This is a genomic window from Streptomyces sp. NPDC093252, from assembly GCF_040683675.1.
In the GTDB taxonomy this organism is placed as follows: domain Bacteria; phylum Actinomycetota; class Actinomycetes; order Streptomycetales; family Streptomycetaceae; genus Streptomyces.
Window position 1 is genome coordinate 711,756 of the sequence record NZ_JBFBEM010000001.1, and the last position, 19,247, is coordinate 731,002.

Genomic DNA, 19,247 nt, shown 5'->3' on the forward strand with positions numbered 1-19,247 from the left:
CCCATCCCCAGCTTCGGACCGCTTCCCCTCCACCCCTTGACAGACCACCGAGCCCCCCACCGAAGCTGACAGGCACCCCGGCCCCCCAAGGATCCCCAATACGGAACACAGAAAGTCAAGTGATCGTGATTACTTATCAGTTGGTGCTAGCTTGCGGCCATGAGACCGGTCTTTGACATCATCGCGCTGCGCAGTCTCGTGGCGGTGGCGGACGAGGGCGGGTTCCGCCGGGCGGCCGAGTCCCTGACCCTGAGTCAGTCCGCGGTGAGCCAGCATGTGCGGCGGCTGGAGAAGACCCTGGGCCGCCCGGTGGTGGAGCGCAGCGGACGCACCACCCGGTTCACCCCGGCGGGCAGACTGCTGCTCGACGAGGCCCGCTGGATACTCGGCGTGCACGACGAGGCCGCCCGGCGGCTGCTCGGCGCCGAGCCCACCACCGTCGTCATCGGCTCCGCGGAGCACGCCGCCGACCAGATCCTGCCCAGCGTCACCGAGGCCGTCCAGCGCACCCTGCCGCGCTGCCAGGTCCGCTTCCGCATCGACCGCTCGGCCCGGCTGGTGGAGGCCGTGGACCGCCGGTCGGTGGATGTGGCGGTGTATGTCACGGAGGCGGTCGCCGTGGGCGGTACGCCGGTCGGCGGGCTGCCGCTGAAGTGGTACGCCGCGCCCGACTGGAGCCCGCCGCCCGCACCGGCTCCGGTACCGCTGGCCGCGATCGAGGAGCCCTGCGCGGTCCGCCGCCAGGCCCTGGAGGTCCTCTCCGCGCACGCCATCCCGGCCTCGGTGATCTGCGAGGCGGGCTATCTGACCGGCGTCCTGGAGGCCACCCGCGCCGGACTCGGAGTGGCCCTGCTCGCGGCCACCGCCCGGGGGTACGACGGACTGGTCGAGTACGCGGGTCTGCCCCGCTCCCCCGCGATCCGGATGAGCGCGCACGCCCGGCCGGGCGCGGCCCCGGCGATGGTGAGCCACGTGGTGGAGACCGTCCGCGCACTCCTGGACGGCCTCGACACCCCGCCACCCCTCCCCACCGCGGACGATCTCACGGACGCCCAGTGGGAGGCGGTCGAGCCACTGCTCCCGGTCGGCGAACGCGGCCCGTACCCCGAGGGCCTGCGGGCCCAGTTCGACGGGGTGCTGTGGCGCTTCCGCACCGACAGCCCCTGGCGCACCATGCCGGACCGCTACGGCGCCTGGCAGACCGTCCACCACCGCTTCCGCCAATGGGCGGGAACAGGCACCTTCACCCGCCTCCTCACCTCCCCACCCCCCGGCGCCCCGGCCACCCACCCCGACTGGACAACAACCTTGCGCAAGGCAGCAGAAGAGGAACAATCCTTACAATCCCACCCCGACCGAACGCCCCAGTAACCCCGGCCAAGGCTTCCAACAGAGCCGAGGACAGACACCCAACGACGCCGGGACACTTCCAACCAACGCGAGGGCAAGGCTTTCAGCAACGCCGGAGACGGTCCCAACAAACGTAAGCACAAGGCTTTCAGGGGCGCGGGGAACTGCGCGACCAGCCACCCGCGACCCGCACACACCCACACACCCCCGACCCGGCCCCCGAAGTGCTTGACTGACCCCATGCCGACCCCCTCACCCACCTCCTCCCCCTCCCCCACCCCCTCCCTGGGCGTCCCCCGCCCCGACCAGGCCGCCTACATGCTGCGCGCCGCGGAGCGGGACGCCGGACGGGCCTACAAGGCGCGGTTGCTCGATCTGCTGGACGTCCGTGCCGGGCACACCGTGCTGGACCTCGGGTGCGGTCCCGGGACGGATCTCCCCGCGCTGGCCGATCGCGCCGGGGCGCGGGGCACGGTCATCGCCGTGGACCGGGACCCGGACATGCTGGCTCGGGCGCGGGAACGGACGGCGGGCCGGGCCGGTGTGGAGTTCCGGGCGGGCGACGCGCACGATCTGCCGGTGGCGGACGGTGCGGTGGACCGGGCCAGGACCGACCGGATGCTGATGCATGTCGCCGACCCCGCGCGGGTGCTCGCCGAACTGCGTCGGGTGACCCGGCCCGGCGCGCGGATCGGGCTGGCCGAACCCGACTGGGACACGCTGGTAGTGGACTCCGAGGACCTGGAGACGAGCCGCGCGTTCACCGGGTACACCACCTCGGTGGCGGTCCGGAACGCGACGATCGGGCGGTCGCTGCCCCGGCTGGCCGAGCGGGCGGGGTTCCGGGTGGAGACGGTGTTCACCGAGACCCCGCACTTCGGGAAGGTCGAGGACGCCGACTACGCGCTGGGCCTCGGCCGGAACATGGAACGGGCCATCGCGGAGGGCCGGGTGACCGAGGAGCGGGGGCGCCGCTGGTTCGCCGGGCTGTCGCAGGGGCCGTTCTTCGCGTCGTTCACGCTGGTGGCGGTGGTGTGCGTGCGGCCCGGGGACGCGAGCGGCGGCGCGCGGTGAACGGCTGCGGCCGACTCAGGGCCAGGGTGGTGCCGGTGGCGGTGGCGGTGGCGGTCCGATGACGGGTCGGCAGCGCCCCGTGGTCGGCGCCGACATCGATGCGCTCGCCGCCCGTGCCCGTGCCCTGGCGGCCGGGTCGCCCCGGACCGTGATCGGGCTGGTGGGCCCGCCGGGCGCCGGGAAGAGCACCCTGGCCGAGGCGCTCGTGACCGCGCTCGGCCCCGCCACCGCCGCCCTCGTCCCGATGGACGGCTTCCATCTCAGCAACGCCGTCCTGGAGTCGCTCGGCCGCCGGGACCGCAAGGGCGCCCCGGACACCTTCGACGCCGCCGGGTATGTGGCCCTGCTGCGGCGGCTGCGCGCGCCCGGCCCCGAGGTGGTGTACGCGCCCGCGTTCCGCCGGGATCTGGAGGAGTCGATCGGCGCCGCCGTCGCCGTCCCGCCGGCCGTCCCCCTGGTGATCACCGAGGGCAACTACCTCCTCCTGGACACCCACCCCTGGCGCGAGGTCCGGGCCCTGCTGGACGCCGCCTGGTATCTCCAGTTGGACGACCGCGTCCGTCTGGAGCGGCTCGTCGACCGGCACATCGCCCACGGCAAACCCCCGGCCGCCGCCCGCGCCTGGGCCGGGGGCAGCGACCGGCGCAACGCGGAGACGGTCGCCGCGTCGGCCCACCGGGCGGATCTGGTCGTCCGCATGTGAGACACCGGGCGCGGATCGGAGGTCATCCGCTACGGCAGGGACAGATCGATCGCCCGGTCGACCGCGGCCGGGCGGAGCACCCGGAGGATGCCCTCCAGCAGGTAGTAGTCGGCGTAGGGCAGGGAGATCTCGATGCCGTCCTCGGCGCGGCGGTTGCGGGTGCAGCGGGCGACCACCGCGTCCGCGCGGGCCGACCCGCGGGTCAGACAGGTCAGGGACAGCGCGGTGAGGATCCGGATCGCGGTCTGCCGGTAGGAGTCCCTGCCGGTCGCGGCGGCCAGGTCGAGCAGCCCGCACGCCATGACGGCCCCGGCGGAGGCGTCCTTGATGTCGTACGGCTGCTGCGGCGAGCGGTAGTCCCACACCGGGACGTGGTCGGCGGTCAGCGCGCCGATCGCGTAGTCGGCGAGACGGCGGGCGGTGGTAAGGAACTGCGGGTCGCCGGTGCGGCGGTAGGTGGTGGTGAAGCCGTACAGGCCCCATGCCTGGCCGCGTGACCAGCAGGAGGTCGGGCTGTAGCCCTGGACGGTGTCCGGGCCGATGGGGGCGCCGGTGTCCGGGTCGAAGTCGTGGACGTGCGGGGTGGAGCCGTCGGCGCGCAGGAAGTACCGCTGGGTCGTGCGCGCGTGCGCGACCGCGATGTCGAGGTAGGCGCGGTCGCCGGTCTGTTCGGTGGCGAAGGCGAGCAGGTCGAGGTTCATCATCGTGTCGATGATCACCCGGCCCGCGTTGTTCGGGTCGTCGAGGCCGCCCCAGGCACGCAGGAACCGGCCGCGCGGGTTGTAGCGCCGGATGAGGGTGTCGGCGGCGCGCAGGGCGCCGGTGCGCCAGGTGTCGTCGCCGGTGAGCCGCCAGGCGGTGACCCAGGAGGGGGAGAAGAGGAAGCCCAGGTCGTGGGTGGTGGTGTCGTGCTGGCGGGGGGCGAGCCCGCGCGCCGCGTCGAGGGCGAGGGTCCGGAAGGAGTCGTCGTCGCTGTGGAGGTACGCCATCCAGAGGGTGCCGGGCCAGAAGCCGCCCACCCAGTCGCCGTTCCGGGAGTACGTCCACTTCTCGAACCTCGTCCCGACCGGGAAGCCGCTCACCCCCGGCGCGACGGCCCGCAGTTTCTCCACCGCGTAGTCGGCGGCGGAGCGCAGGACCGCGTTCCGCTCGGTCCCGCCCCCCTGCGGGGCCGGGACCTGGTCACCGGCCCCCGCGGCGACGGCGGGGGCCGGTAGGGCGGTGGCCGCCGTGGCGGCGGCCGTGACCGAGAGAACCGTGCGTCGGGGGATGCTCATGGGTGTCCTCCCACAGGGCGGTACCACGGAGACGGAGCCGGAGCCGTCGGGTCGGGCGATTTTGGCATGGCCCTCACCGTGGAGTACACCCATGTGCGCGATGTTCAGACATGTGAACATCGGTGAACATCGGGACGCGTCTCGCTCAGGGGCTCAGAGCATCGCCAACCCCGGGTCGTGCAGCACCGCGCCGATGTCGGCGAGGAGTTGGGAGCCCTGCTGTCCGTCGATCAGCCGGTGGTCGAAGGAGAGCGCGAGCTGGGTCACCCAGCGCGGTTCGATGCGCTCCGCGCCGGACGCGTCGGTCACCACCCACGGGGTCCGGCGGATGGCGCCCATGGCGAGGATGGCCGCCTCCCCCGGGTTGATGATCGGGGTCCCGGTGTCGACCCCGAACACCCCCACGTTGGTGATGGTGATCGTCCCGTCCGTCATCGACTGCGGAGTGGCCCGGCCCGACCTGGCCATGCCCGTCAACTCGGCCAGCCCCTCGGCCAGTTGGCGCAGGGAGAGCTGATCGGCCCCCTTGATGTTGGGCACGATCAGTCCGCGGTCCGTGGCCGCCGCGATCCCCAGGTTCACATAGTGCTTGAGGACGATCTCCTGCGCAGCCTCGTCCCAGCTCGCGTTGGCGTCCGGTGTGGTGCGCAGCGCCAGCAGCAGGGCCCGTGCCACGAACAGCAGCGGGGTGACTCTCAGCTCCCGGAACTCACGCCGGGCAGCGACCGTCTCCCGCAGCCGCATGGTCGCCGTCACGTCCACGGTCATGAACTCGGTGACATGCGGCGCGGTGAACGCCGAGGCGACCATCGCGGCGGCGGTGTGCTTGCGCACCCCCCGGATGGGGATTCGGGTCTCGGTGCCGGGGGCGGCACTCACCGGCCGGGGCGCGGGCGCCGCCGGGGACCCCGCTTCCGCCGCGCGGCGGACGTCGTCACGGGTGACGGTGGCGCCGGGCCCGGTCGGGGTGACGGTGGTGATGTCCACGCCCAGGTCCTTGGCGAGCTTGCGGACCGGGGGTTTGGCGGCGGTGCGCTCGGTGGGCACGGCTGCCGCCGGGGCTGCGGGGACTGCCGGGGCTGCGGGGGCTGCGGCGGATGCCGTGGCAGGTGCCGGGGCCACCGGCACCGGGGCCGGGGCGGGCGCCGGGGCAGGGACGGCGGGGGCCAGGGGCGCCGCAGCCGGAGCGGCGGAGGCCGAGGGCGTCGTACCGCGTCGGCGGCGTCGGCCGCCACCACCCCCCTCCCGCGGACCGTAACCCACCAGCATGGGCTCCCCATCACTGTCCGCACCGCCACCGCCACCGCCACCGCTGCCGCCGCCGGAGGGCGGGGCGGCGGACGGGGAGTCGGTGGCGATGGTGATCAGCGGCCGGCCGACCGGCAGGGTCTCGCCCTCGGCGGCGTGCAGGACGGCGACCACTCCCGCGTAGGGGGACGGCAGTTCCACCGCCGCCTTGGCGGTCTCGACCTCGACGAGGGTCTGATTGACCTCGACGGTGTCACCCACCTTCACGGACCACTGGAGGATGTCGGCCTCGGTGAGTCCCTCACCGACATCGGGGAGCAGGAAGACGTGTTCGGACATGGTGACCGCTCCTCTCTAGTAGCTCAGGCTGTGGTCGAGGGCGTCGAGGATCCGGTCGACCCCCGGCAGCCAGTCGGACTCCAGCCGGCTGGGCGGGTACGGGGTGTCGTATCCGGTGATCCGCAGGACCGGCGCCTCCAGATAGTGGAACTCCTCCTGCTGGATCCGGGCGGCCAGTTCGGCGCCGAACCCGTGGGAGAGGGACGCCTCATGGGTGATCAGCGCCCGCCCGGTGCGGTGCACCGACTCCCGTACGGTGGTGATGTCCAGCGGGGACAGACTGCGCAGGTCGACGACCTCCAGGCTGCGGCCCTCCTCGGCGGCGGCGTCGGCGGCCTCCAGGGCGAGGGCGACCGTCGGGCCGTAGGCGATGAGGGTGGCGTCGGTGCCGGGGCGGACGATCTGCGCGCGCTCGAAGGGCGGCGGGACGGCGTCGGTGACCTCGCCCTTGTGCCAGTAGTGGCGTTTGGGTTCGAGGAAGACGACCGGGTCGTCGGCGGCGATGGACTGCCGGATCAGGTCGTAGGCGTTCTGCGGGGTGGAACAGGTGACGACCTTCAGGCCCGGCGTGTGCGCGAAGTAGGTCTCGGGGGACTCGGAGTGGTGCTCGATGGAGCCGATGCCGCCGCCGTAGGGGATGCGGATGGTCACCGGCAGGGTGATCGTGCCGCCGGAGCGGTGCCGGAGCTTGGCGAGCTGGGTCACGATCTGGTTGACCGCCGGGAAGACGAACCCGTCGAACTGGATCTCGCACACCGGGCGGTAGCCGCGCATCGCGAGCCCGATCGCGGTGCCGACGATGCCCGCCTCACCGAGCGGGGAGTCGACGACCCGCTCCTCCCCGAAGTCCTTCTGGAGACCGTCGGTCACCCGGAACACCCCGCCGAGACGGCCGATGTCCTCACCGATCAGCAGCACCTTGGGGTCGCTCTCCAGCGCGCTGCGCAGCCCGTTGTTGAGGGCCTTGACCATGGAGATCTTCATGACGTGGTGACTCCGTTCTCGCGACCCGCGTTCTCACGGCCCGCGCTCTCCTGACCCGCGCTCTCCTGGCCCGCGTTCTCCTGGCCCGACGCGACGAAGTCGAGGTGCTCGGCGAGCTGGCGGCCGAGTTCGTCGGTCGGGGTGGTGTGGGTGTGGGTGAAGGGCGAGGACGGGTCGGGGCTGGGCAGCTCACGGCAGCCGGCGCGCATATGGGCGGCCATCGCCTCCTCCTGGTGCTCGATGTCGGCGAAGAACGCCTCGTCGGCCAGCCCGCCCGCGGTCAGATACCGGCGCAGCCGGTCCAGCGGGTCCTTGGCGGCCCACGCCTCGTCCTCGCTGGACGGCCGATAGCGGGTGGCGTCGTCGGCGGTGGTGTGGGCGTTGACCCGGTAGGTGACCGCCTCGATGAGGGTGGGTCCGCCGCCGGAGCGGGCGCGGTCGAGGGCGTCGGTGGTCGCGGCGAGGGTGGCCAGGACGTCGTTGCCGTCCACCGTGACCCCGGGGAAACCGAATCCGGCGGCGCGCTGGGCGACCGGGACCCGGCTCTGGACGCGGAAGGGGGCGGAGATGGCCCACTGGTTGTTCTGGCAGAAGAACACCACCGGCAGGTTCTGCGCGGCGGCCCACAGGAACGCCTCGTTGGTCTCGCCCTCGCTCAGCGCCCCGTCCCCGAGGAAGACCAGGACGGCGCTGTCCCGGCTGTCGTCACCGGTGCCGACGGCCCCGTCCCGCACCAGGCCCATGGCATAGCCGACGGCGTGCAGGGTCTGGGCGCCGATGACCAGGGTGTAGAGGTGGAAGCGGGTCTCGAAGGGGTTCCAGCCGCCGAGCGTGGAGCCCCGGAAGAGGCCGAGCAGGGCGACCGGGTCCAGTCCCCGGCAGCGGGCCACCCCGTGCTCCCGGTAGGTCGGGAAGACCATGTCCTGGTCCCGGAAGGCGTGCGCGGCCCCGATCTGGGCGGCCTCCTGACCGCGCAGCGACGGCCACATGGCCAGCTCCCCCTGACGCTGGAGCGCGATGGCCTCCGCGTCCAGCCGGCGGGCCAGTGCCATGTCCCGGTAGAGGGCGAGGAGATCGGCCCCGGCGGGCACGGTGAGCCGGTCGTCGGACTCCAGCACCCCCTCGGGCGACAGAAACTGAATCGGTCCGTCCGCCGGACGTACGGCTGCGGCGGACTTGGCTGTCTTTCGTGGCATCGCGGCTCTCGTTTCGGATACGGGGTCGGGGCGGGGGGTGACGGGGGTGGGGGCATGAGGGGGAAATGGGTCGGCGCCGGTCGACCGGGCACCGGCAGGACAGGGCCGGGATGATCGACCGGCGCCGGGTCAGGGGGGTGACGGGGAAGAGGCGAGAAACCGAGCCGGTATCCCCACCCGGCGGACAACCCGGCGGACAACCCGGCGGACAACCCGGCGGACAACCCGGCGGAGGACCCGGCGGACAACGCCGCGAGTCACCCGGTGATGCAGCGGGCGCGTCACCCGGCGGGGGACGCGGCCAACTGCCTGCTGATCACCAGCCGCTGGATCTGATTCGTGCCCTCGAAGATCTGGGTGATCTTCGCCTCCCTCATCAGCCGTTCGACCGGGTGGTCCAGCACATAACCGGCGCCGCCGAGCACCTGGACCGCGTCGGTGGTGACGGCCATCGCCGCGTCCGTGGCGGTGAGCTTGGCGATGCTGGCCTGCCGGGTGAAGGGCAGGCCGGCGTCCTTGCGGCGGGCGGCGACCAGATAGGTGGCGCGTGCGGCCTCGACCCGGGCGGCCATGTCGGCGAGGAGGAAGCCGATGCCCTGGTGGTGGATGATGGCCCGCCCGAAGGTCTGCCGCTCCCGGGCGTACGCGACGGCGTAGCTCAGCGCGGCCTGTGCGATGCCGACGGCGACCGCGGCGATCCCGAGCCGTCCGGAGTCGAGCGCGGACAGGGCGATGGCGAGGCCCTGACCGGGCTCGCCCACCAGCCGGTCGGCGGGGATCAGGGCGTCGTCGAGTCGCACTTCGGTGGTGGTGGAGCTGCGCAGCCCCATCTTGCGCTCCGGGGGCGAGGCGGTCAGCCCGGCGGTGCCCGCGTCCACATGGAAGCAGGAGATCCCGTTGCGGGCGTCCGGGGAGGTGCGCAGGAAGACGGTGTAGAAGTCGGCCTCGCCGCCATGGGTGACCCAGGCTTTGGTGCCACGGGCGGTCCAGCCGTCCGGTCCCTGGGTGGCGGAGGCGCGCAGGGCGCCCGGGTCGGACCCGGCGTGGGCCTCGGAGAGCGAGTAGGCGCCCAGGGCCCGGCCGCTCAGCATGTGCGGCAGCAGCGCGGCCCGCTGGCTGTCGGAGCCGTAGGCGGTCACGGGGTGGCAGGACAGGGTGTGCACACTCATCCCGACGCCGACCGCGGCCCAGCGCGCGGCGATCTCCTCCAGCACCTGGAGGTACACGGTGTACGGCTGGCCCCCGCCGCCGGTCTCCTCGGGGAACGGCAGGGTGAGCAGCCCGATCTCGCCGAGCAGGGTGAACACCTCGCGCGGGAAGACACCCTTCTCCTCGAACTCCCCCACCCGCGGGGCGAGTTCCTTGTCGGCGACATCGCCGACCAGCTCCAGCAGGTCGTGTGCCTCTCTGGACGGCAGTTCGCGTTCCACTCTCACGGCGCGGCCCTCTCCTGTCGCGCGGCCGGTCCCACCCGCGCACTCGTCCGGGTCGCCCCGGTGTCCCTGTGGACGACCACGTTCGGTACCCACCCCGAGGGGCCGCAATTAACCTGCACGGAAATTGACGCGCACGCAAAGAATCCGACGTACAGTCCGGGAAGCGCGCACAAAACCGGCGCCCCGCGATCTCCCGAGGTGGACCCATGCCCAGCACCGAGCATGTCGACGGCGTCGACAGCATGATCATCGACCTGCTGGTGCAGGACGGCCGGCGGACGGTCACCGAGATCGCCGAGCAGGTCAGCCTCTCGCCCTCCGCGGTGAAGCGGCGGATCGACCGGCTGGAGCGGGTCGGGGTCATCGCCGGGTACACGGTGATCCTCGACCACAACAAGCTGGGGTCCGGTTTCGAGGCGTTCGTGGAGCTGCGGTTCGCGGGGGACGTCAAGGTCGAGCTGATCACCATGGCCGCGACCAGCGTCCCCGAGGTCCTTGAGGTGTTCACGGTGGCGGGCGACCCCGACGCGCTGGTGCGGGTGCGGGTGTCGGGGGTGCAGCATCTGCGCGATGTCATCGACCGGCTCCGCCGCTCGGGGCCGGTGATCGGCACGAAGACCCTGATGGTGCTGGGGGCGTGGCGCCGGGACGGCTGATCCCCTCCGGGGGGTGGGGCTCGGGGGCGGCTGCCTCTCCCGGGGGTAGGGCGCGGGGACCTGGCGGGGACGGCTGCCGATGGGGGCGTGGCGCCGGGACGGCCACCCCCTCCCGGGGCGAGGCTGGGGAGGCGATCGTCAGCACCCCTCGATTTTGCCCATCAGGCACATTCCATTGCCTCCCGGGTTGACTTCTCCCGTCCGCTCGGCGCACGCTGAGGAGGCTCCGCACGTGTGGAGCCACCGAGCCGCCGGGCTCCCGGGGCCCAGGGCCGCTCCCGTGTCGGGGGCCGCGCGCCACCGGGACATCAGCCCGCATCAAGGACAGGGAGGCATGAGCGCATGTCCGTGTCGACGCACAGCTCCGACGCCGGGGACCTGGAAGACATCGGCGAGCTGGACATACCCCAGTTGGCGGACGTGAAGGACTCGGTGGAGGCCGAGCGGCAGCACCGCAAGGCACAGCTCGCCATCGCCTTCCGCGTCTTCGCCCGCTACGGCTTCGACGAGGGCATCGCCGGCCACATCACCGCCCGCGACCCGGAGTTCCCCGACCGCTTCTGGGTCAACCCGTACGCCGTCCACTTCTCCCGGATCAAGGTGAGCGATCTGCTGCTCATCGACGAGGAGGGGCAGGTCATCGAGGGCGGCAAGCGGACCAACAAGGCGGCCTTCTGGATCCACTCCTCGATCCACCGGGCCCGCCCCGATGTGACCGCCGTCTGCCACGCCCACACCATCCACGGCCGGGCCTTCGCCTCACTCAACAAGCTGCTCGACCCGATCGTCCAGGAGTCCTGCGCCTTCGCGGGCGACCATGTGCTGTTCGACGAGTACAAGGGCCTGGTGCTGGAGAAGGCCGAGGGCGAGCGGATCGCCGAGCGGCTCGGGGACGCCCGCGCCGCGATCCTGCGCCACCACGGGCTGCTGACCGTCGGCCGGTCCGTGGAGGAGGCCGCGTGGTGGTTCATCACCATGGACCGGGCGGCCCAGATGCAGTTGCTGGCCGACGCGGCGGGCACCCCCCGGATCATGAGCGACGAGGAAGTACGGCTCGCCCACCGCCAGTTCAGCAACGCCAACATGGCCCGGCACAACTTCAATCTGCTCGCCGAACTGGTGGTGGACGAGGAGCCGGACGTCCTGAAGTGACACCGCCACCGGCGCCCTGAACATCTGACGGACACACCCGCGCCCCGCACCCTCGCCACCGAACTCACCCTCACCCCAGCCGGAGACCGCCATGTCCATCCAGCGCCTGAACCCCGCCTCCCTCGCACCCCCGATCCAGGGCCTCTACAGCCATGTGGCGACCGGCCGGGGCCGGTTCGTCGCCATCGCCGGGCAGGTCGCCCTCGACGCGGACGGGCGGTTGGTCGGTCCCGGGGACCACGAGGCCCAGGCCGAGCAGGTGTTCCGCAACTTCCGGGCCGCTCTGGAGGCGGCGGGCGCCACGCCGGACCACCTGATCAAGAACACCATCCATGTGGTGGGCCACAAGCCGGAGCTGATCGGCCCCGTCTTCGCCGCGGGGGCGCGGGCCTTCGACGGCGCCTGGCCGGCGTCGGCCAGCACCTTCGTGGGTGTGGAGGCGCTCGGCATGCCGGAGTGGCTGATCGAGGTCGACGGCTTCGCCGTGGTCCCGGACTGACCCCGAGCCCCCGCGCTCATCCCTGCCCACCTCTCCCTCTCCCGCATCCTCGACAAAGGGGTCCCTGATGCCGCTCCTCCCCGGCGTGCAACGCCTCATCGACATGGCCTCGGACGGTCCCTCGCTCGCGGAGGTGCCGATCGAGGTGGCCCGTACCCGGCTCGATGCCATGTCGGCCGCCTTCGGTCCGGGTGATCCGGTCGGCGCCACCGCCGAGGTGGACATCCCGACCCCGGCGGGCAGCCTCCGCGCCCGGGTCTACCACCCCCGGGAGACCCCGGAACTGCCGCCCGCGCTCTACTTCCACGGCGGCGGCTGGTCGGTCGGCGGACTCGGCACCGGCGACGCCTTCTGCCGCAAGCTCACCGCCCGCGCCCGGGGTGTGGTGGTCAACGTCGACTACCGGCTCGCGCCCGAGCACCCCCACCCCGCCGCCGTGGAGGACGCCCTCGCCGCCGCGGCCTGGCTGTACGGCGACCCCGCCCTCAACCCCGAGGGGGCGGGCATCCTGGTCGTCGGGGACAGCGCGGGCGGCAATCTCGCCGCGGTCGTCGCCCAGGAGTCCCGCACCACGGCCGACTTCGACGTGCGGGCCCAGCTACTGCTCTGCGCCGCCGTGAATCTGACGCACCGCGAGGGTTCGTACCAGGATTTCAGCAAAGGCTACTTCGTTAGCATCAGCGAATTCGAGCACTGGATCAGCCTCTACGCGCCGGGCCGGGATCTGGCGGACCCACGGCTGTCGCCGGGTGCCGCCACCGAGTTGGCGGGCATCCCGCCTGCCCTGGTCGTCACCGCCGAGTACGACCCGCTCCGGGACGCCGGGGAGGCGTACGGACGGGCGCTGCGCGAGGCGGGGGTGGACGCCTCCGTCCTGCGGATCGAGGGGCAGGTCCACGACTTCCCGGTCCTCGGCGACCTGATCCCCGAGGGGGATGCGGCGGTCCACACCCTGGCCGAGCACTGGCGGACGCTCGTCCTCACCTCGCCCTGAGCACCGACCCACCGACCCACCAGCCCACCGGCCCATCGACTGACCCCGCACCCCGACACGAGGCGGCCGTCGCGCGTTTCCGCGACGGCCGCCTCGTCATGTGCCCGGCCGGGCGACGGCTCATGAAATCGGTTATCACAAGCCACCCGCACAAGCAAATAAAAGTTCGGCCAAGAGTGGACTTCCTGGTCAGTGACCAAGTACTCTCGGAGGCGCACGCGCTGTCGCTCCATCGCATTCCGCGCATGGGCGCTTCCGCGCTTCCGCAACCTCCGACAGACCGAGGTACTTTCCCCATGGGACACTCACACGGGCACAGCCATGGCCACAGTCACGGACAGGGGCACGGCCACAGCCACGGCCCCGCCGCCGACGGCGCCTCCGGCGGCAACTCCCGGCGCCTTCTGGTGGCGTTCTGCATCACCGCCACGATCCTGGTCGCCGAGTTCGTCGGCGCGGTCATCACCGGCAGCCTCGCACTGCTGGTGGACGCGATCCACATGCTCACCGACGCGGCCGGGCTCGGTATGGCACTGCTGGCCGCGCGGATGATGACACGTCCGCCCACCACCAAGCGGACCTGGGGCTTCGCCCGCGCCGAGGTGCTCTCCGCGCTGGGGCAGTCACTGCTGCTGCTCGGCATGGGTGCCTACGCCCTGTGGGAGGGTGTGGGACGGCTGTGGGAGCCGGCCGAAGTGCCGTCCGGCAGCCTGCTGATCTTCGGCATCATCGGCCTGGTCGGCAACGCGGTGGCGATCGTCGTGCTGGTCGGCAGCCGCAGCTCCAACCTCAATCTGCGCGCCGCGTTCCTGGAGGTCATCAATGACGCCCTGGGCTCGGTCGCCGTCATCATCAGCGCCATCGTGATCGCCACCACCGGCTGGGCGACCATCGACACCCTGGTGGGTCTGCTGATCGCCGCGCTCATCGTGCCGCGCGCGATCACCATTCTGCGCAGCTCGGTGCGGGTGCTCATGGAGTCGACCCCCCGGTCCCTGGACCTGGACCAGGTCCGCACCCATCTGCTGGGCTACCCCCGGGTGGTCGCGGTCCACGATCTGCACGCCTCCGAGGTGGGCACCGGGCTGCCGGTGCTGACCGCCCATGTCGAGGTCGAGGAGTCCTCCTTCCGGGACGGGCACGCGGTCGTCCTGCTGGAGGAGCTGCGCCAGTGCGTCGCCGAGCACTTCCCGGTCCGGCTGGAGCATGTCACCTTCCAGCTCGAACCGGCGGGCTTCGGCGCCCGAGAACACCTCGCCCACCCCTGACCCCCACCTCACTGCCCCCTCACCACCACTCATTCACCCCGGTGGAGTTCCCGTGCCCGACACACCCTCACCCTCAGCCTCACCCGAAGACTCACCCTCCCCCGACCCGACCGCCGCACCGACCGCCCCGATGACCGTCCAACTGGACGCCCTGCGGAGGGCGTTGCGGCCGGTGGCCCGGCCGCTGGCCGGTGCGGCGGCCGTGGAGACCCTCGCCGCCGTGGCGAGTGTCGCGCCCGCGCTGCTCACCGTCGACCTGGCGGCCGAGCTGCTGCGCCCACCGGCCGACCGGTCCGCCGTGTGGACACTGGCCCTCGCCCTGGTGGCCTGTCTGGTCGTCCACGCGCTGTGCTCGTCGCTGGCGCTGGTCCTCACCCATCTCATCGACGGCCGGCACCAGTGGCGGCTGCGGACGGCGCTCGCCGCGAAGCTGGGCCGGCTGCCGCTGGGCTGGTTCTCGGCGCATCACGCCGGCCAGGTCAAGAAGATGCTCCAGGACGACACCCACGCCATCCACTACGTCGTCGCCCACGCGATTCTCGATCTGGTCTCCGGCCTGGTCGTGCCGCTGCTGGCGTTCGGTTACCTCTTCTCGGTGGACTGGCGGCTGGCGCTGGTGACCCTGGCGCTGCCGCTCACCTACTTCGCGGTGTTCGGGGCGCTGCTGGCGCGCGATCCGCGGGCGGTGGAGGAGCAGGCGCACAGCGCGGGGGTGCTGGCCGGGCGGGTGGTGGAGATCTTCGACGGGATCCAGGTCATCCGGGCGTTCGGGCGGGCGGGTTCGGCCCACCGCCGCTACACCGAGGCCGTGGACGACCACACGGCCCGGCTGGAGGCGTGGCTGGGCCCGCTCACCCGGGTGCAGGCGGCGCTCACCGTGCTGCTCCAGCCGATCACGTTCCTGCTGGTGGTGCTGGTGAGCGGGGCCGCGTTCCTGACGGCGGGGTGGATCGAGCCGCTGGCGCTGCTGCCGTTCCTGCTGCTGGCGCTCACCATGGGGACCCCGGTCGTGCGGCTGGGCAATGGGGTCTCGGCGCTCCAGGAGGCCGCCGCCGCGGCGCTGCGGCTGCGGCGGACCGAGGAGTTGCCGGAGGTGGCGGAGCCCGCCCGGCCCGGTCCTCGCCCGGTCGGCCCGCAGGAGGTGGTCTTCTCCGGGGTCTCCTTCGGCTACGGCCGGGGCCGGGACGCGGTCACCGATGTCAGTTTCCGGCTGCGCCCCGGCACGATCACCGCGCTGGTCGGCCCGTCGGGCGCGGGCAAGTCGACGCTGGCCAAGCTCCTCCCCCGGTTCCACGACCCCCGCAGCGGGGTCATCACCCTCGGCGGCGTCCCGGTCACCGACCTGGCGACCGCCGACCTGTACCGCACGGTCGGCTTCGTCTTCCAGGACGTACGGCTGCTGCACGCGTCCGTGGCGGACAACATCCGGCTCGGGCGGCCCGAGGCCACGGACGACCAGGTGCGGGCGGTCGCGCGGGCGGCGTCGATCCATGACCGGATCCTGGCGCTGCCGAGGGGATATGACTCGGTGGTCGGCGCGGACGCCCGGTTCTCCGGCGGTGAGGCGCAGCGGGTCGCCATCGCGCGGGCGCTGCTCGCGGACGCGCCGGTGCTGGTGCTGGACGAGGCGACGGCGATGGTCGACCCGGAGTCGGAGGCGGCGATCCAGCGGGCGCTGTCGGTGCTGGCACAGGGCCGCACGGTGCTGATGATCGCGCACCGGCTGCACACGGTGACCGGCGTCGACCGGATCCTCGTGGTGGACGACGGCCGGGTGGTGCAGTCCGGCACCCATGCCGAACTGAGCGCGGTGGAAGGGCTGTACCGGCGGATGTGGGAGGCCGGCGAGGGCTCCCTGGACCGCCACCCGGGTCAGGAGGCGGCGGCGTGATCGGCCAACTGCTCGCGATCGTCGGCGAGGACAAGCGCCCGGCGTTCCACCGCTTCCTGTCCCTGACGGTCGCGTTCTGTCTGCTCCAGGGGCTGGGTTTCCTCCTCATCCTGCCGACGATGAACGCGGTGTTCGAGGGGGACACCTCCGCCCTGTGGACCTGGCTGATGCCGCTGATCGGGGTGGCGCTCGGGGCGATGGTGCTGAACTACCGGGCGTCCGTGCAGGGCGTGGAGCTGACCTTCGCCATCGGGGAGCGGCTGTACCGGCGGATCGGGGACCACATCACCGCGCTGCCGCTGGGCTGGTTCGGGCCGGAGCGGGCCGGTCAGGTCTCCCGGACGATCATCGGCAGCAGTCAGCAGGTCACCCTGGTCCTCGGGTTCCTGATGCTGCCGTTCGTGAGCGGCTTCCTCACCCCGGCCGTACTGACGGCGGGGCTGCTGATCGTGGACTGGCGGATCGGTGTGGCCTTCGTGGCCGCGATCCCGTTCCTGTACGGCGCGGACCGGCTCGGCAGGCTGTTCCGGCGGCGCGGGGACGGCGGTGTCGACCGGGCGGCGGCGCGGGCCGACGCGCGGGTGATCGAGTACGCGCAGGCGCAGTCGGTGCTGCGGGCCAACGGGGCGGTCGGGGACGCGAACCGGGCGCTGGGGGCGGCGTTGCTGGCGCAGCGCCGGGCGAGTGCGCGGCAGTTGGTGACGACCGTGCCGGGGTCGGTGATCTTCCGGGTGGCGGTGCAACTGGTGCTGCTGCTGGTGATCGTGGCGATCGTGCCGCGGGCGCTGGGCGGGGAGCTGCCGGCGGGGACGGCGGTGGCGCTGATCGCGGTCGCGGCCCAGTTCACCGCGTCGGTGGGGACGCTGTCGGATCTGGCGGGCGCGATCCGGCTGGCCCGGTCGTCGCTGCGCCGGATCAACGACATCCTGACCGCGCGTCCGCTGCCGGTGCCGGAGGTGTCCGCGGTGCCGTCCGGCCCGGCGGAACTGCGGTTCGAGAACGTGCGGTTCGACTACGGGACGGGGCCGGAGGTGCTGGGCGGTGTGTCGTTCACGGTCCCGGCGGGGACGACCACGGCCGTCGTGGGTCCGTCGGGGGCGGGCAAGAGCACCCTGATCAAGCTGGCCGCCCGGTTCCACGATGTGACCGGCGGTGCCGTCACCCTGGCCGGGCACGATGTCCGGGACCTCACCCTGCCGGCGCTGATGGATCAGGTGTCGCTGGTGCTCCAGGACGTCTATCTCTTCGACGACACCATCTGGGAGAACATCCGGGTGGGCCGGGAGGGCGCGAGCGACGCGGAGGTGCGGGAGGCGGCCCGGATCGCCCGGGTCGAGGAGATCGCCGGGCGGCTGCCCGACGGCTGGCACACCCGGGTCGGCGAGGGCGGGCACAGTCTGTCCGGGGGTGAGCGGCAGCGGGTGTCGATCGCCCGCGCGCTGCTGAAGAACGCGCCGGTGATCCTGCTGGACGAGGCGACCAGCGCGATGGACCCGCTGAACGAGGCGGCGTTCCTCCGGGGCCTGGCCGGGGTCACGGAGCGCCGGACCGTGCTGGTGGTGGCCCACCGGCTGTCCACGATCCGCTCCGCCGACCGGATCCTGTTCCTGGCCGACGGTCATGTCGCCGAGTCCGGCACCCATGAGGAACTCCTCGCGGCCGACGGCCCGTACGCGGCCTTCTGGCGCCAGCGCACCAAGGCCACGTCGTGGTCGCTGGCCCGGACGCCCCTCCCGGCCCCGGGCCTGCGGCCATGACCCGCACCCACCGTCGATTTGCCAGTTCGGCAAGATGTTTTGCCTACAAGACGTGTATGTTACGGGCATGGCGCACGAGAACGAGGTAGACACCTGGGTCGGCCACCGGCTGAGGGATCTGCGCAGCGAGCGGGGACTCACCCTGATGACGCTGTCCGAGCAGACCGGGATCTCCGTCACCCATCTCTCCCGGCTGGAGAAGGGCCACCGGCAGCCGTCGATCGGGAGCCTGCTCCAGATCGCCCGGGTGTACGGCCTCTCGGTGAGCGAGCTGATCCAGGAGCAGGAGCTGGAGGACTACCACCTCGTCCGGGCCGCCGACGCGCAGACCCACCCCGGGCAGGACGGGCACTACACCGTGCTGAGCGGTCCGGGGTCGACGATCGCGGTGATCCGGGTCGAGGTGGAGCCCGGCCGCTCCATCAAGGACGCCCGGCACGGGGGTGAGGAGTGGCTGCACGTGGAGAAGGGCGAGGTGGTCTTCCGGCTGTCCGGCAAGGACATCGCGCTGAGCGCCGGGGACTCCATCCACTTCGACTCGGCCAAGGTGCACCGGCTCACCAACAAGGGGGACACCCCCGCCACGGTGCTGGTCGCGTCGACGGCGGCGACGACTCCGATGCACCACCCGGTGCCCTCGGCGAAGTCCCGGCGCTGACCGCGTACCGGCCGCTCAGGCGAGCTTGAGCAGCTCGGCGGCGAGGACCCCGGGCTCGATGAGCACCTCGGCGTGGCTGACCTCGGTGAGGGTCACCAGCTCGAAGCCCCGCTTGACCGCGTCGGCGGCGGTGTCGTCGAAGAACTGCTGGGCCGCGCAGTGGATGTAGGTCACCGGGGTGCGCTCCAGGACCTCGTCACCGCCGGGCAGCAGGGGTTCGGAGTGGGTGAGGCGGGGCATCGGGGTCAGATTCCGCTCCATCCAGCTCGCGCCGTCCTCGTCGGCGCCGAGCGCGCGCGGGTCCAGCGGGGCGACCTGCCAGTCGGGGCCGCCCTCGGGGGGTACGAAGGCGTCCTGGAGCCAGGGCAGGAGGCTGAACGCGGAGTCGCCGCCCACGGGCGCGAAGGCATCGACGTAGACCATCCGTCCGATGCGGTCCGGGGCCAGGGCGGCGGCTCCGGTGATGACCATGCCGCCGTAGCTGTGGCCGACCAGGACGGCCCGGTCGACGTCCTCGGCGGCGAGGAGGTCGGCGACCTCGCGGGCGTTGGCGTTCACCCCGGTCCCGGGGCCCGCGTCGGCCAGCTTCTCGCCGAAGCCGGTGAGGGTCGGTGCCAGGACCCGGTGACCGGCGTCCTCCAGCAGCGGTCGCATCCGGTCCCAACACCAGCCGCCGCCCCAGGAACCGTGAATCAGCACGAACGTCGCCATCTTGCTCTGCCTCCCGCGAGTTTCGGGCCCCTGCGGTCCGAGTGAACACAGCAT

Annotated in this window: 17 protein-coding genes; 11 read left to right on the forward strand and 6 right to left on the reverse strand. The window is 72.5% G+C overall.

Annotated features, from left to right (window positions below; translation table 11 throughout):
• Nucleotides 1–159: 159 nt before the first annotated feature.
• From AB0O01_RS02810 to AB0O01_RS02820, 3 genes are all read left to right on the forward strand, one after another.
• A complete protein-coding gene (locus AB0O01_RS02810) occupies nt 160–1,371 on the forward strand; it encodes a transposase (RefSeq protein ID WP_365310291.1) in 1,212 nt (403 codons plus the stop codon).
• Nucleotides 1,372–1,590: 219 nt separating this feature from the next.
• Complete coding sequence (locus tag AB0O01_RS02815) at nt 1,591–2,424, forward strand: methyltransferase domain-containing protein (RefSeq protein WP_365310293.1); 834 nt, start codon at nt 1,591–1,593, stop codon at nt 2,422–2,424.
• Nucleotides 2,425–2,482: 58 nt separating this feature from the next.
• Nucleotides 2,483–3,127 (forward strand): nucleoside/nucleotide kinase family protein, encoded by a 645-nt coding sequence (locus AB0O01_RS02820; RefSeq protein WP_365310295.1) that lies wholly within the window; start codon nt 2,483–2,485, stop codon nt 3,125–3,127.
• 29 nt (nt 3,128–3,156) lie between these two features.
• Here AB0O01_RS02820 and AB0O01_RS02825 read toward each other — a convergent pair whose 3' ends face one another.
• The 5 genes from AB0O01_RS02825 to AB0O01_RS02845 form a co-directional block, all read right to left on the reverse strand.
• Complete coding sequence (locus AB0O01_RS02825; protein ID WP_365310297.1) at nt 3,157–4,404, reverse strand: glucuronyl hydrolase; 1,248 nt, start codon at nt 4,402–4,404, stop codon at nt 3,157–3,159.
• Between the two features lie 153 nt (nt 4,405–4,557).
• On the reverse strand, nt 4,558–5,991 hold the full coding sequence (locus AB0O01_RS02830; RefSeq protein WP_365310299.1) for a dihydrolipoamide acetyltransferase family protein: 1,434 nt from the start codon (nt 5,989–5,991) through the stop codon (nt 4,558–4,560).
• 15 nt (nt 5,992–6,006) lie between these two features.
• A complete protein-coding gene (locus AB0O01_RS02835) occupies nt 6,007–6,975 on the reverse strand; it encodes an alpha-ketoacid dehydrogenase subunit beta (RefSeq protein WP_365310301.1) in 969 nt (322 codons plus the stop codon).
• Nucleotides 6,972–8,171, reverse strand: coding sequence for a thiamine pyrophosphate-dependent enzyme (locus AB0O01_RS02840; RefSeq protein WP_365310303.1), 1,200 nt, complete (start codon nt 8,169–8,171; stop codon nt 6,972–6,974). The genes AB0O01_RS02835 and AB0O01_RS02840 overlap by 4 nt, the downstream gene beginning before the upstream one ends.
• A gap of 281 nt (nt 8,172–8,452) precedes the next feature.
• Nucleotides 8,453–9,607: an acyl-CoA dehydrogenase family protein gene (locus AB0O01_RS02845; RefSeq protein WP_365310305.1), complete on the reverse strand. Its 1,155-nt coding sequence runs from the start codon at nt 9,605–9,607 to the stop codon at nt 8,453–8,455.
• Between the two features lie 206 nt (nt 9,608–9,813).
• Here AB0O01_RS02845 and AB0O01_RS02850 point away from each other — a divergent pair, with 206 nt between their 5' ends.
• The 8 genes from AB0O01_RS02850 (at nt 9,814) to AB0O01_RS02885 (ending at nt 18,482) form a co-directional block, all read left to right on the forward strand.
• A complete protein-coding gene (locus AB0O01_RS02850; protein ID WP_365310307.1) occupies nt 9,814–10,263 on the forward strand; it encodes an Lrp/AsnC family transcriptional regulator in 450 nt (149 codons plus the stop codon).
• Between the two features lie 342 nt (nt 10,264–10,605).
• Nucleotides 10,606–11,415 (forward strand): class II aldolase/adducin family protein, encoded by an 810-nt coding sequence (locus AB0O01_RS02855; protein WP_365310309.1) that lies wholly within the window; start codon nt 10,606–10,608, stop codon nt 11,413–11,415.
• 91 nt (nt 11,416–11,506) lie between these two features.
• A complete protein-coding gene (locus AB0O01_RS02860; RefSeq protein WP_365310311.1) occupies nt 11,507–11,914 on the forward strand; it encodes a RidA family protein in 408 nt (135 codons plus the stop codon).
• A 67-nt stretch (nt 11,915–11,981) separates the two neighbouring features.
• Nucleotides 11,982–12,908 (forward strand): alpha/beta hydrolase, encoded by a 927-nt coding sequence (locus tag AB0O01_RS02865; protein WP_365310313.1) that lies wholly within the window; start codon nt 11,982–11,984, stop codon nt 12,906–12,908.
• A 296-nt stretch (nt 12,909–13,204) separates the two neighbouring features.
• On the forward strand, nt 13,205–14,176 hold the full coding sequence (locus AB0O01_RS02870; RefSeq protein ID WP_365310315.1) for a cation diffusion facilitator family transporter: 972 nt from the start codon (nt 13,205–13,207) through the stop codon (nt 14,174–14,176).
• Nucleotides 14,177–14,306: 130 nt separating this feature from the next.
• On the forward strand, nt 14,307–16,067 hold the full coding sequence (locus AB0O01_RS02875) for an ABC transporter ATP-binding protein (RefSeq protein WP_365310317.1): 1,761 nt from the start codon (nt 14,307–14,309) through the stop codon (nt 16,065–16,067).
• Nucleotides 16,064–17,824 (forward strand): ABC transporter ATP-binding protein, encoded by a 1,761-nt coding sequence (locus AB0O01_RS02880; RefSeq protein ID WP_365310319.1) that lies wholly within the window; start codon nt 16,064–16,066, stop codon nt 17,822–17,824. Before AB0O01_RS02875 ends, AB0O01_RS02880 begins: the two co-directional genes overlap by 4 nt.
• Nucleotides 17,825–17,891: 67 nt before the next feature.
• Nucleotides 17,892–18,482: a cupin domain-containing protein gene (locus AB0O01_RS02885; protein ID WP_365310321.1), complete on the forward strand. Its 591-nt coding sequence runs from the start codon at nt 17,892–17,894 to the stop codon at nt 18,480–18,482.
• 15 nt (nt 18,483–18,497) lie between these two features.
• Here the strand turns inward: AB0O01_RS02885 and AB0O01_RS02890 are convergent, their stop codons facing one another.
• On the reverse strand, nt 18,498–19,193 hold the full coding sequence (locus AB0O01_RS02890) for an alpha/beta fold hydrolase (protein WP_365310323.1): 696 nt from the start codon (nt 19,191–19,193) through the stop codon (nt 18,498–18,500).
• Nucleotides 19,194–19,247 lie beyond the last annotated feature (54 nt).

What these genes read in the sequence shown, in the direction of transcription:
- AB0O01_RS02865 (WP_365310313.1), top strand. Translation starts at nt 11,982, where the DNA reads ATGCCGCTCCTCCCCGGCGTGCAACGCCTCATCGACATGGCCTCGGAC.
- AB0O01_RS02815 (WP_365310293.1), top strand. Translation starts at nt 1,591, where the DNA reads ATGCCGACCCCCTCACCCACCTCCTCCCCCTCCCCCACCCCCTCCCTG.
- AB0O01_RS02830 (WP_365310299.1), bottom strand. Translation starts at nt 5,991, where the DNA reads ATGTCCGAACACGTCTTCCTGCTCCCCGATGTCGGTGAGGGACTCACC.
- AB0O01_RS02885 (WP_365310321.1), top strand. Translation starts at nt 17,892, where the DNA reads ATGGCGCACGAGAACGAGGTAGACACCTGGGTCGGCCACCGGCTGAGG.
- AB0O01_RS02875 (WP_365310317.1), top strand. Translation starts at nt 14,307, where the DNA reads ATGACCGTCCAACTGGACGCCCTGCGGAGGGCGTTGCGGCCGGTGGCC.
- AB0O01_RS02825 (WP_365310297.1), bottom strand. Translation starts at nt 4,404, where the DNA reads ATGAGCATCCCCCGACGCACGGTTCTCTCGGTCACGGCCGCCGCCACG.
- AB0O01_RS02820 (WP_365310295.1), top strand. Translation starts at nt 2,483, where the DNA reads ATGACGGGTCGGCAGCGCCCCGTGGTCGGCGCCGACATCGATGCGCTC.
- AB0O01_RS02810 (WP_365310291.1), top strand. Translation starts at nt 160, where the DNA reads ATGAGACCGGTCTTTGACATCATCGCGCTGCGCAGTCTCGTGGCGGTG.
- AB0O01_RS02850 (WP_365310307.1), top strand. Translation starts at nt 9,814, where the DNA reads ATGCCCAGCACCGAGCATGTCGACGGCGTCGACAGCATGATCATCGAC.
- AB0O01_RS02890 (WP_365310323.1), bottom strand. Translation starts at nt 19,193, where the DNA reads ATGGCGACGTTCGTGCTGATTCACGGTTCCTGGGGCGGCGGCTGGTGT.
- AB0O01_RS02855 (WP_365310309.1), top strand. Translation starts at nt 10,606, where the DNA reads ATGTCCGTGTCGACGCACAGCTCCGACGCCGGGGACCTGGAAGACATC.
- AB0O01_RS02840 (WP_365310303.1), bottom strand. Translation starts at nt 8,171, where the DNA reads ATGCCACGAAAGACAGCCAAGTCCGCCGCAGCCGTACGTCCGGCGGAC.
- AB0O01_RS02870 (WP_365310315.1), top strand. Translation starts at nt 13,205, where the DNA reads ATGGGACACTCACACGGGCACAGCCATGGCCACAGTCACGGACAGGGG.
- AB0O01_RS02860 (WP_365310311.1), top strand. Translation starts at nt 11,507, where the DNA reads ATGTCCATCCAGCGCCTGAACCCCGCCTCCCTCGCACCCCCGATCCAG.
- AB0O01_RS02835 (WP_365310301.1), bottom strand. Translation starts at nt 6,975, where the DNA reads ATGAAGATCTCCATGGTCAAGGCCCTCAACAACGGGCTGCGCAGCGCG.